Consider the following 14,899-nt stretch of genomic DNA (forward strand, 5'->3'; position numbering starts at 1 on the left):
GTTGTTCTGTTACCTTAAGAACTCTGAAAACTGTATCCATTGAGTTTGTTTTAAAGTAAATACTTTTGTTCATACATTTTATATTTTGAAAGATTATAAGCTTACTCTGGCGATCCTCACAGTTGCTATCGTTTGGGGAACAACATTTCTATCAATCCGTATTGCGGTAGAATCTATTCCGGCCTGGTTTGTGGCGGGAATCCGGCAGTTTCTGGCGGGAATTATTATGCTTTTGGTTCTTCTTTACAGGAAACAATTCAAATGGATCGGATGGAAAAATTTATCTTATCAGCTGATCACATCATTGTTAATGCTTGTCGTGGCCAACGGAATGACCACCGTTGCAGAAGAAACCGTTACCAGTAGTTTAACGTCCTTAATAAGTGCCTGCTCGCCGATACTCATCTTTTTGGGAAGCGTTGCAATGGGTTTGCAAAAGTTCAGTATAAGGGCATTGATAGGAGTTTCAATGTGTTTCAGCGGGATTCTTTTTATTTTTTGGGACGGTATCCACGATCTTAAAAACCCTGAATATGCGATGGGAATTATATTTTTATTCATCGCGATTGCAGGCTGGGCATCGGGAACCATTTTCACTAAAAAATTAAGTGTTCAAAGTTATAATATCACACTCAACCTTTTCTATCAGTTTATTTTTGCAGGAATATTGCAGATCATCTTTGCTTTTGCGTTTTCAGAAAACTACAACTTTGGAAATTGGACGTTAAAGAGTGTTTCAGCCATGCTTTATCTTGCGGTTTTCGGTTCTGTGGCGGCTTTTTTTGCGTATCATTATGCTTTAACCAAGGTTTCTCCGGTACAGGTTTCCATTCTAGCTTATGTCAATACAATTATTTCTATATTTCTAAGCTGGCTGATCTTGAATGAAGAAATTTCAACCAAATTCATTATTGCTGCAGCTTTGATTATCTTTGGGGTATTTGTAATTAATTACAACAGGGAAATGTTTAAAAAACAGAGAATTGAAAAAATTTAATTTAAAAACTAAAAAGACTGCCATTCAGCAGTCTTTTTTATATATCTAAGTAATTTATTCAGCAATTACCCTCACCATTTCTTTCACTTTCACAAGCTTTTCCATCAATTCCTCTCTGGAATCCGCCAGTACATTGATATGACCCATTTTTCTTCCCGGTTTTGTTTCCGTTTTTCCGTACAGGTGAACGTAAGTTTCCGGTAACCTCAAAACATCCTCCATCCCTTCATATATCACTTTTCCAGCGAAGCCTTCTGCTCCTACAAGGTTCAGCATTCCGCTATAAACAATTGCATCGGTGTCTGCCAATGGTAAATTTTTCACCACACGATACATCTGCTCAAATTGAGAATTGGCGTTTCCTTCCTGGCTCTGATGCCCGGAATTATGCAGTCTCGGAGCCGTTTCATTGACCCATACTTTTCCTTCTTTATCTAAAAATAATTCAATGGCGAAAAGTCCCGGAGAATTAATGGCATTTAAAAATTTTTCTGTAATTAAATTGATTTGTCTTTCAATATCTTCATCCAAAGAAACCGGACAAATATTAAAATCCAACAGGTTCAGTTTCGGATCCGCAACCATTTCTGTCACGGGGAAAGTTTTGGTTTCTCCGTTTTCATTTCTTGCTACGATCACGGAAAGCTCTTTGTCGATGTCTACCAATTTTTCAATGACTGAATCCTCTATCCAAAGATTTCTCATGTCTGCAGCGGTACGGATTACCTGTACTCCTTTTCCGTCGTATCCACCTGTATTCATTTTCTGTACAAAAGGTAACGGCATTTTAATTTCATCGGAACTTCCATCCATCACCTCAAATTCAGGGCTTGGAATATTATGAGCTTTATAAAATTCTTTTTGAAGGATTTTTTGTTGAATAGTTTTAATGATTTTAGAATTCGGAACGACTTTTATTCCTTGATTTTCCAATTCGGCAAGAGCATCTGCATTTACATGTTCGATCTCAATGGTCACTACATCTTTATCTTTACCGAAGTTCAAAACCGTTTCATAATCATTAAAATTTCCTTGTGTAAAGTATGAAATATTATGACAAGGTGCATCAGAAGCGGGATCCAACGTATAAAATTCATCATCATATTTCAACGCATTCTGAATGAACATTCTCCCGAGCTGTCCTCCTCCTAAAATTCCTATTTTCATTTTTTTACTTTTATTTTTTCTATTAGATTTAAATTTTGTTTGAATTGATTTAATTCTTTTTTAAACTTTCGGTTTATACTCAGCAAAGATCACAAAAGTTTTTATTTATTATCTCCCGAATGTCATTCCGCCGAAGGAGGAATCTCTAAAACACATTATTGAGATTCTTCATTTCACTTCGTTACATTCAGAATGACAGAACACCTTTATATTTTATCAATTTTTAAATAACCCAATCCCATCGGATTTTCCTGGTTCTGAGCATCGGATTTCTTTAAAACAATTGAGTATTTTTCTTTCATTTTTTCCGGAAGAATATCATTTACATTAAAAATATCATCAATATCAACTCCATGTTTATCATCAATATGGCTTACCGCTCCTTCAAAACCCATCACTTTATAAAATTCAGTAGCCTTTGCTTTTTTTACAATATCTCCCATGGAAGTTCCCACCATAAGGTGCTGCTCATGAAATTCTTCAAAAAATCCTTTTTTATACCCTCCGAGATTAATAAAATACAACTGCTCATCAGAAGTTTTCTCTCCTTTTTCAACAATTTTCACTTCATATCCATCAGCAAATCTTACTTCCTGGTAACAGTCGACGTGGATTTTCCCGTCTGCTTCTTTCCAGAATTCTTTCATGTCAGGAACAAGGTCTTTCAAGCTTTCCGCAATTCCAAAAAATACGTCATGTTGCTCTATATTCCGTCCTTTTGGTGTTGCTCCGAGTATTATATAGAATAATTTCAACTGATTTTCCATAATGCAAAAATACATCAAATTTATCTTTTTTAAACGTTTGGCAGACTACCACAATAGTTTTATATTTGTAGCATGTCAGAAATCATTATTCTCTTCCTTGGAGCAATTTCGGCAGGACTTCTGGGTTCGTTGACCGGTTTAGGAGGAGGAGTTATCATTATCCCTTTATTAACGCTGGGTTTCGGCGTTCCTATGCACTATGCCATTGGCGCTTCACTTATTTCCGTGATCGGGACTTCTTCCGGTGCGGCTGTAGCTTTCGTTAAAGAAGGCTTTACCAATATGAGGGTCGGTATGTTTTTGGAAATCGCCACCACCTCAGGAGCAATTATCGGAGCTTTGGTTTCGGGAATGCTTAATCCAAATACTATCGGAATTATTTTCGCCAGTATTCTTCTTCTGACTGTAATTTTAAATTTAAAAGGAAAGCCAGATCATCAACAACCTATCATTAAAGGAAGCTTAGAGGAAAAACTAAAGCTATACGGAACTTTTCCAGACAAAGGTGTTCTAAAAAGTTATTCTGCAAGAAATACAATACCTGGTTTTTTAATGATGATGTTTGCTGGGGCAATGTCCGGGCTTTTGGGCATCGGTTCCGGCGCATTGAAAGTGCTGGCTATGGATAATATGATGAAGCTGCCTTTCAAAGTTTCTACCACTACAAGTAACTTTATGATCGGGGTAACGGCAGTTGCCAGTGCGCTGATTTATTTCCAGAGGGGAGAAATTATCCCCGTAATTGCGGCGCCGGTTTTGATCGGGGTTGTAGTTGGAAGTTTCATAGGATCAAAAACTTTGATGGTTTCAAAGACAAAAAAACTGAAAACTTTCTTTGCGATAGTGATTACTATTTTGTCAATCTATATGATGTATAACGGGATTAATAAAAGCTTCAGATAATGAGAAAGAACTTCACAGATATTGATCTAAACCGTTCCGTAGGGAATCTTTTGAGGCTGGGTGTTATTTTATCCGTTATTACTTCGTTAGTCGGTTTTGTAAAGCTGTTCAGCGAAGGTTTTAAAATGCCTAAAAAATATACTTCACTGGATATGGGGTCATCTTCCGAAAAAGTTTGGGGAGATTTCTGGAATTCCTTATGTAAAGGTGAAGGAATGGCAATTATTCAATTGGGAATACTTCTTTTGGTATTTACACCTTTAATGAGAATTGTTTTCGCTTTAATTGGTTATTTAAAGGAAAAAGATTATATCTATGTCATCATCTCTTCCATTGTTCTGGCCATCATGGCGGTAAGTTTTTTTACTGGTTACGCGCACTAATTATATTTCATAAAACTCCAACGGCAGCTGATCCGGATCCTGGGTAAAGAAAAATTCTTTTCCTGTGAATTCATCTATTCTGATTTCTTCACAATTTAATCCTTTTTCAATTAATTCCTGACGTTTTTCATTAATATTTTCAACCGAAAAAGCCAAATGCCTTAATCCGCAAGCCTCTGGACGGGAAGGTCTTTTGGGAGGGTCTGGAAATGAGAACAGCTCGATAACATAATGATCGTCAATCGCCAAATCAAGTTTAAATGACTGTCTCTCTTCACGATACACTTCCTTGATAATATTTAATCCTAAAATCTCCGTATAGAATTGTTTGGAAACTTTGTAATCTGAGCAAATTATGGCTATATGATGAATTTTCATTTTAATTATTTGATTTCTTTACAGTTTTCTTTTCTCCTTGTATCAATTAAATACTGAATTTTCCATTCTCCATTTTGTTTTACCAATTGAAAACTATTGGCTCCACAATGTGAAAATTTTCCTTTAAAGTAAAATGAATAAGGTGTAAAAACACTGGCCAGATTTCCATCCGTATGAATGGCTTCAATGACAATTCTCTCATCCAGATCACCTTTTGAATATTTGGAAATGGAAGCTATAAAATCCTTTATTTCTTCGTTTTTCACCCCATCTTTTGTAATGGTCTGCAGAATTGCCGTATCAGAAAAAGTAGTTTTCAATAATTCCGGATCGGCATTTTTCATGGCGATAAATAAATTCCGGATCGGCTTTTCAATTTCCTGATTTTGTTGTTGCCCGAAACAAAAAAAGCTTCCGAACAACAGAGCAACAGTAAATATTTTATTCATTTTAATTATAATTGATTCTTACCATTAAAAATAGGAAAAAAGTTTACACAATAACCATTTGAAAAATTATAAAAATAAATTAAATTTATCAACATATTTATAAATATGTGGACAACCTATTTAATTCTGACAATATTGTTACTGGTTTTAACCATACTTCCTAAAATTCAAAATTCCCACTGGATATTTCGTGTCCCCGAATTTGGAAAAATTCAGATAACTTTCTTTATATTTTTCACTTTTATTTTTGGTTTTTTGTTACCGTTTTCTGACAGCCTTTGGATCTGTCAAAGCCTTTTATTCCTTATCTTGGTTCATCATGGTTTCACGCTTATAAAATATACGCCGCTTTATCCGGTAAAAAAATATACTCAGCAACAGCAATCTTCTGAAAAGATAGATTTTATTTCAGCCAATGTGTATCAGTTTAATAAAGAATACAATCGTTTTATTAAATTAATAGAAAAACATCAACCCAGCATTTTTCTGACCATGGAAAGTAATGCTGATTGGGAAAAAGCCCTGCAACACTTAGAAAAAGAATATATTTATCAGCATAAAGTAACGCTGGAAAATACATACGGAATGCATTTGTATTCAAAAATTGAGATAAAAAATTCCAAAACCCATTATTTCGTTGCCGATGATATTCCTACTATTGAAGCGCATCTGGAGACTGAAGACGGCTTTAAATTTGTATTTTTCGGAGTTCATCCGCCACCGCCGAGTCCTACTGAAGAGGAAACTTCAAAAGAAAGAGACGGCGATTTGCTGAGTACGGCAAAATGCGTAAAAAAACTTCATGAGCCAGTGATTGTAGTGGGAGATTTTAACAATGTTGCTTGGTCAAAATCTTCTATTTTATTTAGAAAAACCAGTCATCTTATTGATCCCAGAATCGGGCGCTCTTTCGTTCCTACTTTTCATGCCAAATACCGTTTATTAAGATTTCCTATTGATCTGATGTTTCACAGCGAAAATATTTTCATTAAAGAGCTGAAAACACTTGAAAATTTTGGTTCCGATCACCTTCCCGTGTATTGTTCCTTTTTTATTGATCATCAAAATGAAAATCAGGAAAACCGAATAGATCACGCCACAGAAAATGAAAAAGCTGAAGCCGAAGAGATGATTCAGGAGGGTCAACAAGAGGACAGCAGCCGGGAAACGGTAGCGACTGAAAGCTGATGTGAAATTAAAACTTCATTACATCCTTCACCACTCCATTTTTCTGGGTATGCTGCAATAAGTTTGTCTCAATAAAAGATTTAATTTTTTCTTCATTACCATCATTTGGGAATAAAAGATGAACATTCGCACCTGCATCCAATGTAAAAAATAAAGGTAATGCTGTTTCGTTTCTAAAATCCCATATTTTATTGATCACTTCCAACGTTCCGGTTTTCATCAGGATAAATGCAGGATCACTCATCATCATCATAGCATGAAGCGTAAGGGCTTCGTGCTCAACTAATTTGATAAAACCTTGTATATCACCGCTTTTAAGAATCTTCTTCATTGGTTCAAAATTTTCTCTTGCTTCCTGGAATCTCCTCTCTGCATACGGATTTGTGTTCATCAAACCATGTCCAACAGTGGAAGAAACACTTTTTTGACCTTCATGAATTAATAAAACCCAATCATTAAAATTTTTGAAAATCTCATGAATCTCATCATCCGGATATTTTACAGCAAATAGGTCTGAACTTCCTTTTATCTGAGATTCGCCCCAGACAACCAGTCCATTGTACAAGCTTCTGCATGCGCTTCCACTTCCCAATCTTGCTAAAAAAGAAGCTTTTCGTAATGATTCTTCTTCTGAAAGTTCTCCCGAAAAAACTTCATCTAATTTTATCAGACATTTCGCAATGGCTCCAAAACCTGATGCAGAACTTGCAATTCCTGAGCTGTGCGGAAACGTATTTTCTGTTTTGATAATATATCTGCCTTTTAAAATCCATGGAAGATATTGTTCGATATTTTTGAAGTATTTCTCAATTTTTTCAGCAAATTTTACTTCTTCATTTCCTGCTAAAAATGTCTGTACCGAAAAATTTTCATCAGCCAGAAATTCCATTACAGTATTGGTTTTACAATGATTTAAAGTATAACTAATACTTGGATTTGCAGGAATCTGATTGTCATATTTCCCCCAATATTTTATTAAAGCAATATTCGATGGGCAACTTTCGGAAACCATCTGATTATTGATCGTAAATTCTTTTTTTCCTAGAAATTCCTGTGTTGTCATAATTTAATTTAGTTTCTAACCACAAATAATAGACGCTTTTTGTGGTTTAAAAATTTAATACATTTTCTCAATAAGATCAGCATATTTTTTAAGAACCACGTTCCTTTTTACTTTCAAAGTCGGTGTGATTTCTCCGGTGCTGATCTCAAATTCCGCAGGCATCAAAGTAAACTTTTTCACCTTTTCATAATCTGATAACTGACTTTGCAATTCTTTAATTTTTTCTTTGTAAAAGTCCATTATTTTGTCATTTTTCAAGGTTTCTTCCCAAGTTGTCAACTGGATGTTATTCTTTTTGACAAAATCATGTAAAAATTCAAAATTCGGAACAATTAGAGCTGAAACAAACTGTCTTCCTTCTGCAATTAAAACAATTTGCTGAATAAAATTATTATTCGTCAAAAGGTTCTCAATCTGCTGTGGTGCAATATATTTCCCATTGGAAGTTTTCATCAGATCCTTCAGTCGGTCTGTGATGATAAGATTTCCCTTATCATCAATTTTTCCTGCATCACCGGTTTTGAACCAGCCATCTTCCGTAAAAACTTTTTGTGTTTCTTCAGGTTTGTTGTAATAACCACTCATGATTCCGTTTCCTTTGGCCTGGATTTCATCATTTTCACCGATACGGATTTCTACGCCCGGTAAAGGCTTGCCGCTTGTTCCATGCTCAAAATGTGTTAAAGGAAAAAGTGTCAAAGTCGCAGTAGTTTCGGTCAGTCCATAGCCAACGGTAATATGAATTCCCACCGATTCAAAAAATTTTGTCACTTCGGGAGATAATGATGCTCCGCCACATGGCAAAAACCACAATCTTCCGCCCATTCTATCTTTTATCTTGCTGAAAACCAATGATTCAGCAATTGACTCTTTTATTTTTAAACCAAAAGGAATCGGTTTTTCATTTCTTTTCAATTCTGCAGTTTGCCACCCTGTTTTTAATGCCCAATCGAAGATTTTTTTCTTTAATGATGAACCTTCTTCCGCTTTTTCCAACACTCCTGCATATACTTTCTGGAAAAATCTCGGGACTGCACACATCATTGTCGGCTTTACTTCTTCCAACGCTTTGGCGATATTCTTGGGATCTTCCAGGAAATAAACCCTTGCCCCACCATATAAACAAAGCAAACTCCAGCTTCTTTCAAAAACGTGGCTCAATGGTAAAAAAGCTAATGAAAGCTCTTCTTCAAAATTTTTAAACTTAAAAAATTCAAAATGAGCATCAAATGCCTTGACAAAATTTCCGTGGGTCAGCATTACCCCTTTCGGAGTTCCCGTAGTTCCGGAAGTGTAAATTAAAGTAGCAATATCATTGTTTTCTTTTGGACAAAACTCCAATTTCGGAGACGATTTTGCGATAAAATCTTCAAGATAAAAACTATTGAATTCTTTCTTGATCCAAACCGCTTTCTTAGAAACAATAATGGTATCAAGATGATTATCTTCTTTTTGTAAAAGCTCTAAACAGATATCATACTGCGCCTGTTCTCCAACCAAAATAATTTTTGCGCCGGAATCCTGAATGATGTATTCTGCCTGTTCAGCATTGTTGGTCGAATAAATGGGAACACTTATCGCCCCGATAGATATTGCAGCAAGGTCAAAGATCACCCATTCGGAAGAATTTTCCGAGTAAATGGCAACTTTATCATTTTCCTGAATTCCTGCATTTTTAAGTGAATTAGCCGTTCTAAAAACAATTTCACTGAATTTTTTCCAGCTCAGCTCTTTCCAACCGGCTTCTTTCTTTTTAAAGCCGATCGCAGATTTTATAGGATGTTTTTCTGTATTCTTTTGAATAATTGCCTCTGCAAGATTCATTTCTTCAACTTTTTATCGTTAATATAATTTTTAAGATGGAAATCAATAGTCTCTTCCAAAGGAATAAACTCATATTCTAATCTTTCTTTAATTTTTTTATTGGAAACAACTTTCATTCTTGAGATCGCTTCAACATTTGATCTTGTGACCATCCTCAATCCCGGAATCAGCCACCCGAAAAGCATATTGGCAACAACTCCTAATTTCAACTGAAAGTACGAGAGAACTTTGGCTTCCTTCAAACCTAATTCTTTTCTCACTTTTTTTGCCAGATCAGCGTATCTTTTATTTTCAGAAATAATGATAAATCTTCCCCCGAAGATATTTTTTTCCATGAGTTCCACAGAAATTTTAGCAACATCTCTTACGTCGGCATAGCTCGTTCCACCGGAAAAGGTAAAACTGTGCTTTTCTAAAGTAGGGAAAATATCTCCGCTGCTGTTTCCCCAGCTTCCACTTCCGATGATCATTCCCGGATTTACAATGACTGTGTTCAACCCTTCTGCTGAAGCTCTCCAAACTTCCATTTCGGCAAGATGCTTGGAAATTGCATAAGCAGAATGTTCTTCTTTGGGATTAAAATCCGAAGTTTCATCTAATTCTCCATTTTCATTAAAAAGATCAAGAACCGCAATTGAACTTACGAAAAGAAATTTTTTCACATCAGAACCATCACAAGCAAACAGAAGATTTTCTGTCCCTTTTACATTGGTGTGATACATTTCCTTATTATCTTTCGGATTAAAACCTACTTTTGCAGCCGTGTGATAGACTTCTTCTACACCTTTCAAAGCATCTTGAAGCGAGTTGATATCATCAAAATCCATATCAATCCATTCAATTTTATTGAAAAAATCGTCCGGATTTTCCGTATAAAATGTATATGAATGCCTTACCTCATCTAAATTGCTTGACGGTCTCTTTGCAGCACGAACGTTTTTGCCTCTTTTAAGAAGCTCCAAAACGATTACCCTGCCTAAAATTCCGGTAGCACCTGTTACAAAAACCATCAGTTATTTTTACTTGATTGCTGACTAAATTATGATAATATTATCCGTTATGCAAATTTGCGATTTTTAAAGGAGAATTCCATTTTTATTGATCAGAAATACTTTATTTTAAGCTAAAATTCAAGTTTCAGCTAAAGCCCTAAAATTGCTGTCAAAAAGAAAACGGGCTAAAGCCCGTTTCAATTATTATAATATTTTCGTTAAAATCAATTATTGAGAATAAATTATTCTTTTTAAGCTAACACCATATTATTTCTTCTCGGAGCTTTGTCGCACAAAACATCGGCAATACTCTTTGAAATAAGGTTCCCTTCCGTAAGATTATCCAGCCAGAAAAATTCTCCCGCCGCATTGATTTCGATGAAATAATATTCGTCTTCTGGAGAAACTATAATATCAATCGCCCCATAATCAACGTGATAAACATCCAAAAGCTCTAAAATCTTTGTTTCAATTTCTGCCGGAAGTTCAGTCGGAATCCATTTATCGATAAGGTTTACGCCGTCTTTTCTCCAATCAACTTTTGCAGCTTCGGATTGTTGAGAATCAATCTCGAAGGCGTACACATCACGGCCAACCACTGTTACACGAAGTTCTTTTTTCTTTTCAATTTTCTTTTGAAACTGCATTGGGCAATACAAAAGAGTATCTAATTCTTCCAGTTTGTCTTCATTGATAACATTTGTGAAAACCACACTTTCAACGCCATCTTCATAAATTGCAAAACCGGTCTGCATTTTAGCGACTACATTCTGATGCTTTAAGATGAATTGTCTTGCTTCCTCAGGATTATTGGTGATGCAGGTTTCCGGAATCTTAAGCCCGATTTTATCCGCAATTTTCAATTGTTCTTCCTTGCTGTCTAACCTCCTGTAAACACTCGGTTTTCCTAATGAATACACATCAACAGACTCTAAAAAACCAAAAAGCGTATTACGGATTTCGCCCATTGCTGCTCCGTAAAATTTCTCATCTATTTCGCTTTTTAAACCCTGTCCAATATTGTAAGCTCTTCTGTACCAAACTGCTGCGATATCATCTAAACGATGTTTTTTCTCAGGAGTTTCAAGAATTGTGACCCATTTTCCGTCTTGAAAAGAGGTTGACAGTTTGTTTTTCAGAGGATACAAATCAACATCAAAACGAATAACTTCGCAACCGTTTTTATCAATATATTCGGTTACTTTTTCAATTGAAAAATTATCTCCGGTATGTGTAATTATTAAAATTTTATTCATTGGTTTTCATTCTTTTTATAAGATTATCGGCAATTCTTTCTGCAATTGGGAAATTTAATTCTTTCTGCAGCATTCCCCATTCACCTTGTGGATTTACTTCAAGAAAATAATAGTTTCCATCTCTTCCTTTGATTATATCAATAGCTCCAATGTAAAGTCCCATTTCTTTCATCATGGAATGTAGGTTTTCTTTAATATTTTCAGGTAAATCGTAGGCTGACCAAAAGTAATTTCCCTGAGCAATTCGCCAGTCTGTATTTTCGCTATTATTAATTTTTCCTGTAAAAAATTCACCGTCTACATAGACAATCCTTAGCTCATATTCTTTCTCAATATAAGGCTGGAAAATCATCGGGCAATATTCTATATCCGAAATACCTTCCAAAGAATTTTCATCAATACTATTTGTTGAAAGAAAATTTTCCCCTCCCATTGACTTTGAGATCACCCCATGAAGTTTTGCAATCATTTTGCCATTGCAGCACTCATGAAAAAATGCGGTAATTTTATCTGCATCATTTGAAAAAATTGTATTTGGAACAATTAAATTATTCTTTTTTGCAATTTTCAGTTGAAGCATTTTATTTCCGTCAATTTTCTTTTCATTTTCCAGGGGGTTGATCCATGGAACACCTTCTAAAAGGGTAAAAAGATTATATCTGAGACTGGTATATTCATTTAGAAATATCCTTTCATAATCTTCATCCAGCTCTTCTGGAACGCTTATTCCCCAGGCTTTTCTATGCCAGACGCCTTTGATTTCGTCAGAATTAATTGAATTTCCAAATTCATCTGTTAATTCAAAAAAATTTTCGTTAATACTGATTTTTTGGAGATGATTTAAACGATCAGAATTCAGCCTGAAATACGGAATATTTTTCGTTTTTAGATATTCAAAAAAGATATCAATATTGTAAAAGTCTTGAGAATGCGTAATACAAAGAATCATTTGCCGGTTTTTTATTAAAAAAGGAAACTTAGAGTGTAAGTTTCCTTTAGTATAGTTTATTAGTATTGTAACTAAATAATACTACAAATTAAACGGATTGAACATCATCATCACCGTCAGAAGGATATTTTTGAGTCTGAGCCATATCGAAAGTTGGCTTAGTTACAGTATCCACTTCTGGTTTTGTGATAATTCCTGCACCTCCTTTTACTTTTTGAGGTTCGTTAACTTGCTTTTCTAAAAATGCTGCAAAAAACGGCTTCTTTTTTGAATTTTTGTTTTTCATAATTATTTGAATTTGATTAAGTAATCTTAATTTTATTGTTTAGTCCTTCACCGGATCTATTCCAGGTTCAAAGCCTATCTCGTCATTGTCAGACGGATATTTCAAGGTCACCGGAGTATCGTATGCAGGCAACGTCACATTGTCTAACGTACGTGAGGTAACCACCGTATCATTGGTAGGCAGTGTGGTAACATCACCCGTTGGGCTTGATATTATTCCTCCTCCTTGAATTTCTTCAGGGTTCTTAATTTGCTTTTCTAAGAATGAAGCAAAGAAAGGCTTCTTTTTTGAATCTTTTTTCATGTTGGTTGTAATTTGAGTTGGTTGTTAGTTTTTATTATACAGCGTCTCCGCCTTCGTCGCCGTCTGATGGATATTTCATCGTAACGTTATCACTTCCCGGCTTTGTGATATTATCCAAAAGCGCAGAAGTTATACTATCCTTCAATGCTCCTGTTATATTATCTTCCAAGGCAGAAGTAATACTTCCTGAACCTCCTTTGATTTTCTCCGGATCTTCAACTTGTTTTTCAAGGAATGAAGCGAAGAAAGGCTTTTTTGATTTTTTTTCTTCCATAGCACTAATTTTTAATGATTTAGAAAATCTAAAGTATTAAAAAAAAATCACTCCAAGAAGAATAATTTTTTATTTATGAAAATTTTAACAAACAACAAAGAATAATAGAATTATTTTAATCCAGATTCAAAAATTGCTTTACAACTTCAGCAAAATCAACAGGATTTTCTGCCTGAACCCAATGGCCCGCATTTTTCACCGTAACAATTTTAGCTTTCGGGAACTGCTGTTTAATTGCAAATTCATCCTGAGGAAGAATATAATTCGACTTTTCTCCTGCTATAAATAAAGTCTCCCCTTCAAAAACACCGAATTTTATGGCGTTAGAAACAAATTCGTTATATTTTTCAGATAAAGTTTTAAGATTAAATCTCCAGTTCAGCTTCTTATTTTCATCCCAATACAGGTTTTTGGTTAAAAACTGGATTGTGGATTTTTCAGGAATATACTGGCTAAGAACCGCTTCCACCTCATTTCTTGAACTTACTGTATTGAAATCAACCGTTTCCAAAGCCTTGATAATTCCCTGATGATGTGGAGGATACGCTTTAGGAGAAATGTCAACAACGATAAGTTTTTCTACTTTTTCGGGGAAGCTTATTGCAAATTGCATTACCGCTTTCCCTCCCAAAGAATGTCCTAAAACATACGCTTTTTTAATTCCGTAATGATTCATGTAATTCATAATATCATTCGCCAGATCATCGTGTGACATACCTTCAGAATGAAAGCTTCTGCCATGATTCCTCAGGTCAATCAAATGAACTGGAAGAAGATCTCCAAGATCTTTTCCAAAACTTCCCCAGTTATCAAGCATTCCAAAAAGACCATGAAATACTAAGAGCGGTGTAGACGAAAGATTTTCGCCAAATATTTTTGAATGTAGAATTTTCATAAGTTTTGTTTTATAAGATGGATGCTGGATGATAGAAGTAGGAAGTTAATGAATGCTGTATTAAACTTCCCGATTCTTACTTCCGGCTTCCAGCCTTCAGTTTACCATTTTCCCAATCTTTTCAAATAAGCCTGAACCGTATTTTCCAGCCCCATGTACAACGCTTCGGAGACCAAAGCATGACCGATGGAAACTTCCAATAAATTCGGGATATTGTCTGCAAAATATTTTAAATTGTCTAAGCTTAAATCATGACCGGCATTAAGTCCTAATCCAAAATCAGCAGCTACAACAGCTGTTTCATAGTAAGGTTTTAATGCCTGTTCTTTATTTAATGAATAATTTTTTGCGTAAGCTTCAGTGTACAGCTCAATTCTGTCGGCTCCTGTTTTTGCCGCGTATTCAACCAATTCCGGTGTAGGATCAAGAAAAATTGAAGTACGGATTCCTGCATTTTTAAACTCGGCAATGATTTCTGTAAGAAAATCCAGGTGTTTTTTTGTGTCCCATCCTGCATTGGAAGTGATTGCATTATCTGCATCAGGAACCAACGTCACCTGCTCCGGCTTCACCTCCAAAACCATGTCGATAAACGGACGGTGGGGGTTTCCTTCAATATTAAATTCCGTAGTTACCAACGGTTTGAGATCATAAACATCTTTTCTTGTAATATGTCTTTCATCAGGCCTTGGATGGATCGTAATTCCTTGACCACCAAACTCCTGAATTTTAATTGCAGCTTCCGTTACACTTGGCGTTTCGCCTCCTCTTGCATTTCTTAATGTTGCAATTTTATTAATGTTTACACTTAGTTTTGTCATTTTT

The 14,899-nt window shown here is 35.3% G+C and carries 18 protein-coding genes; 4 read left to right on the plus strand and 14 right to left on the minus strand.

Annotation, left to right across the window (positions count from 1 at the left end; translation table 11 throughout):
• Positions 1-85: 85 nt before the first annotated feature.
• The gene (locus ATE47_RS10120; RefSeq protein WP_062161858.1) at positions 86-997 is read left to right on the plus strand and encodes a DMT family transporter; all 912 of its coding nucleotides are present in this window, start codon (positions 86-88) and stop codon (positions 995-997) included.
• A gap of 54 nt (positions 998-1,051) precedes the next feature.
• Here the strand turns inward: ATE47_RS10120 and ATE47_RS10125 are convergent, their stop codons facing one another.
• Complete coding sequence (locus tag ATE47_RS10125) at positions 1,052-2,164, minus strand: 5-(carboxyamino)imidazole ribonucleotide synthase (protein ID WP_062161859.1); 1,113 nt, start codon at positions 2,162-2,164, stop codon at positions 1,052-1,054.
• A 206-nt stretch (positions 2,165-2,370) separates the two neighbouring features.
• Positions 2,371-2,919: a DUF1543 domain-containing protein gene (locus ATE47_RS10130; protein WP_062163511.1), complete on the minus strand. Its 549-nt coding sequence runs from the start codon at positions 2,917-2,919 to the stop codon at positions 2,371-2,373.
• 84 nt (positions 2,920-3,003) lie between these two features.
• Between ATE47_RS10130 and ATE47_RS10135 the strand changes: the two genes are divergently transcribed.
• Positions 3,004-3,834, plus strand: coding sequence for a sulfite exporter TauE/SafE family protein (locus ATE47_RS10135; RefSeq protein ID WP_062161860.1), 831 nt, complete (start codon positions 3,004-3,006; stop codon positions 3,832-3,834).
• Positions 3,834-4,217 carry a DUF1634 domain-containing protein gene (locus ATE47_RS10140; RefSeq protein WP_062161861.1) on the plus strand — a complete coding sequence of 128 codons (384 nt, stop codon included), beginning with the start codon at positions 3,834-3,836 and terminating at the stop codon, positions 4,215-4,217. The genes ATE47_RS10135 and ATE47_RS10140 overlap by 1 nt, the downstream gene beginning before the upstream one ends.
• On the opposite strand, the gene gloA2 is transcribed toward ATE47_RS10140, so the two are convergent.
• Together gloA2 and ATE47_RS10150 are read right to left on the minus strand one after the other, a co-directional pair.
• Entirely contained in the window at positions 4,218-4,595 is a 378-nt protein-coding gene (gloA2, locus tag ATE47_RS10145) for an SMU1112c/YaeR family gloxylase I-like metalloprotein (protein ID WP_062161862.1), read from the minus strand.
• 5 nt (positions 4,596-4,600) lie between these two features.
• Complete coding sequence (locus ATE47_RS10150; RefSeq protein ID WP_062161863.1) at positions 4,601-5,044, minus strand: nuclear transport factor 2 family protein; 444 nt, start codon at positions 5,042-5,044, stop codon at positions 4,601-4,603.
• Positions 5,045-5,299: 255 nt separating this feature from the next.
• Here ATE47_RS10150 and ATE47_RS10155 point away from each other — a divergent pair, with 255 nt between their 5' ends.
• A complete protein-coding gene (locus ATE47_RS10155; protein WP_228376263.1) occupies positions 5,300-6,232 on the plus strand; it encodes an endonuclease/exonuclease/phosphatase family protein in 933 nt (310 codons plus the stop codon).
• A 7-nt stretch (positions 6,233-6,239) separates the two neighbouring features.
• Here ATE47_RS10155 and ATE47_RS10160 read toward each other — a convergent pair whose 3' ends face one another.
• The 10 genes from ATE47_RS10160 to ATE47_RS10205 form a co-directional block, all read right to left on the minus strand.
• On the minus strand, positions 6,240-7,295 hold the full coding sequence (locus tag ATE47_RS10160) for a diphosphomevalonate/mevalonate 3,5-bisphosphate decarboxylase family protein (RefSeq protein WP_062161865.1): 1,056 nt from the start codon (positions 7,293-7,295) through the stop codon (positions 6,240-6,242).
• Positions 7,296-7,349: 54 nt separating this feature from the next.
• Positions 7,350-9,119 carry an AMP-dependent synthetase/ligase gene (locus tag ATE47_RS10165; protein WP_062161866.1) on the minus strand — a complete coding sequence of 590 codons (1,770 nt, stop codon included), beginning with the start codon at positions 9,117-9,119 and terminating at the stop codon, positions 7,350-7,352.
• The gene (locus tag ATE47_RS10170; RefSeq protein ID WP_062161867.1) at positions 9,116-10,129 is read right to left on the minus strand and encodes an NAD-dependent epimerase/dehydratase family protein; all 1,014 of its coding nucleotides are present in this window, start codon (positions 10,127-10,129) and stop codon (positions 9,116-9,118) included. Before ATE47_RS10170 ends, ATE47_RS10165 begins: the two co-directional genes overlap by 4 nt.
• 233 nt (positions 10,130-10,362) lie before the next feature.
• Positions 10,363-11,367, minus strand: a complete 1,005-nt coding sequence (locus tag ATE47_RS10175) for an MvdD family ATP-grasp ribosomal peptide maturase (protein WP_062161868.1) — start codon at positions 11,365-11,367, stop codon at positions 10,363-10,365.
• Complete coding sequence (locus tag ATE47_RS10180) at positions 11,360-12,316, minus strand: MvdC/MvdD family ATP grasp protein (protein WP_062161869.1); 957 nt, start codon at positions 12,314-12,316, stop codon at positions 11,360-11,362. The genes ATE47_RS10175 and ATE47_RS10180 overlap by 8 nt, the downstream gene beginning before the upstream one ends.
• 88 nt (positions 12,317-12,404) lie before the next feature.
• On the minus strand, positions 12,405-12,602 hold the full coding sequence (locus ATE47_RS10185; RefSeq protein ID WP_062161870.1) for a microviridin/marinostatin family tricyclic proteinase inhibitor: 198 nt from the start codon (positions 12,600-12,602) through the stop codon (positions 12,405-12,407).
• A gap of 39 nt (positions 12,603-12,641) precedes the next feature.
• A complete protein-coding gene (locus tag ATE47_RS10190) occupies positions 12,642-12,905 on the minus strand; it encodes a microviridin/marinostatin family tricyclic proteinase inhibitor (RefSeq protein ID WP_062161871.1) in 264 nt (87 codons plus the stop codon).
• 34 nt (positions 12,906-12,939) lie between these two features.
• Positions 12,940-13,179: a microviridin/marinostatin family tricyclic proteinase inhibitor gene (locus ATE47_RS10195; protein ID WP_062161872.1), complete on the minus strand. Its 240-nt coding sequence runs from the start codon at positions 13,177-13,179 to the stop codon at positions 12,940-12,942.
• A 115-nt stretch (positions 13,180-13,294) separates the two neighbouring features.
• On the minus strand, positions 13,295-14,074 hold the full coding sequence (locus ATE47_RS10200; RefSeq protein WP_062161873.1) for an alpha/beta fold hydrolase: 780 nt from the start codon (positions 14,072-14,074) through the stop codon (positions 13,295-13,297).
• 101 nt (positions 14,075-14,175) lie between these two features.
• A complete protein-coding gene (locus ATE47_RS10205; RefSeq protein WP_062161874.1) occupies positions 14,176-14,895 on the minus strand; it encodes a pyridoxine 5'-phosphate synthase in 720 nt (239 codons plus the stop codon).
• Between the last annotated feature and the right edge of the window lie 4 nt (positions 14,896-14,899).

It is taken from the genome of Chryseobacterium sp. IHB B 17019, assembly GCF_001456155.1.
In the GTDB taxonomy this organism is placed as follows: domain Bacteria; phylum Bacteroidota; class Bacteroidia; order Flavobacteriales; family Weeksellaceae; genus Chryseobacterium.

What these genes read in the sequence shown, in the direction of transcription:
- ATE47_RS10125 (WP_062161859.1), bottom strand. Translation starts at nt 2,164, where the DNA reads ATGAAAATAGGAATTTTAGGAGGAGGACAGCTCGGGAGAATGTTCATT.
- ATE47_RS10135 (WP_062161860.1), top strand. Translation starts at nt 3,004, where the DNA reads ATGTCAGAAATCATTATTCTCTTCCTTGGAGCAATTTCGGCAGGACTT.
- ATE47_RS10140 (WP_062161861.1), top strand. Translation starts at nt 3,834, where the DNA reads ATGAGAAAGAACTTCACAGATATTGATCTAAACCGTTCCGTAGGGAAT.
- gloA2 (WP_062161862.1), bottom strand. Translation starts at nt 4,595, where the DNA reads ATGAAAATTCATCATATAGCCATAATTTGCTCAGATTACAAAGTTTCC.
- ATE47_RS10150 (WP_062161863.1), bottom strand. Translation starts at nt 5,044, where the DNA reads ATGAATAAAATATTTACTGTTGCTCTGTTGTTCGGAAGCTTTTTTTGT.
- ATE47_RS10160 (WP_062161865.1), bottom strand. Translation starts at nt 7,295, where the DNA reads ATGACAACACAGGAATTTCTAGGAAAAAAAGAATTTACGATCAATAAT.
- ATE47_RS10165 (WP_062161866.1), bottom strand. Translation starts at nt 9,119, where the DNA reads ATGAATCTTGCAGAGGCAATTATTCAAAAGAATACAGAAAAACATCCT.
- ATE47_RS10170 (WP_062161867.1), bottom strand. Translation starts at nt 10,129, where the DNA reads ATGGTTTTTGTAACAGGTGCTACCGGAATTTTAGGCAGGGTAATCGTT.
- ATE47_RS10175 (WP_062161868.1), bottom strand. Translation starts at nt 11,367, where the DNA reads ATGAATAAAATTTTAATAATTACACATACCGGAGATAATTTTTCAATT.
- ATE47_RS10180 (WP_062161869.1), bottom strand. Translation starts at nt 12,316, where the DNA reads ATGATTCTTTGTATTACGCATTCTCAAGACTTTTACAATATTGATATC.
- ATE47_RS10185 (WP_062161870.1), bottom strand. Translation starts at nt 12,602, where the DNA reads ATGAAAAACAAAAATTCAAAAAAGAAGCCGTTTTTTGCAGCATTTTTA.
- ATE47_RS10190 (WP_062161871.1), bottom strand. Translation starts at nt 12,905, where the DNA reads ATGAAAAAAGATTCAAAAAAGAAGCCTTTCTTTGCTTCATTCTTAGAA.
- ATE47_RS10195 (WP_062161872.1), bottom strand. Translation starts at nt 13,179, where the DNA reads ATGGAAGAAAAAAAATCAAAAAAGCCTTTCTTCGCTTCATTCCTTGAA.
- ATE47_RS10200 (WP_062161873.1), bottom strand. Translation starts at nt 14,074, where the DNA reads ATGAAAATTCTACATTCAAAAATATTTGGCGAAAATCTTTCGTCTACA.
- ATE47_RS10205 (WP_062161874.1), bottom strand. Translation starts at nt 14,895, where the DNA reads ATGACAAAACTAAGTGTAAACATTAATAAAATTGCAACATTAAGAAAT.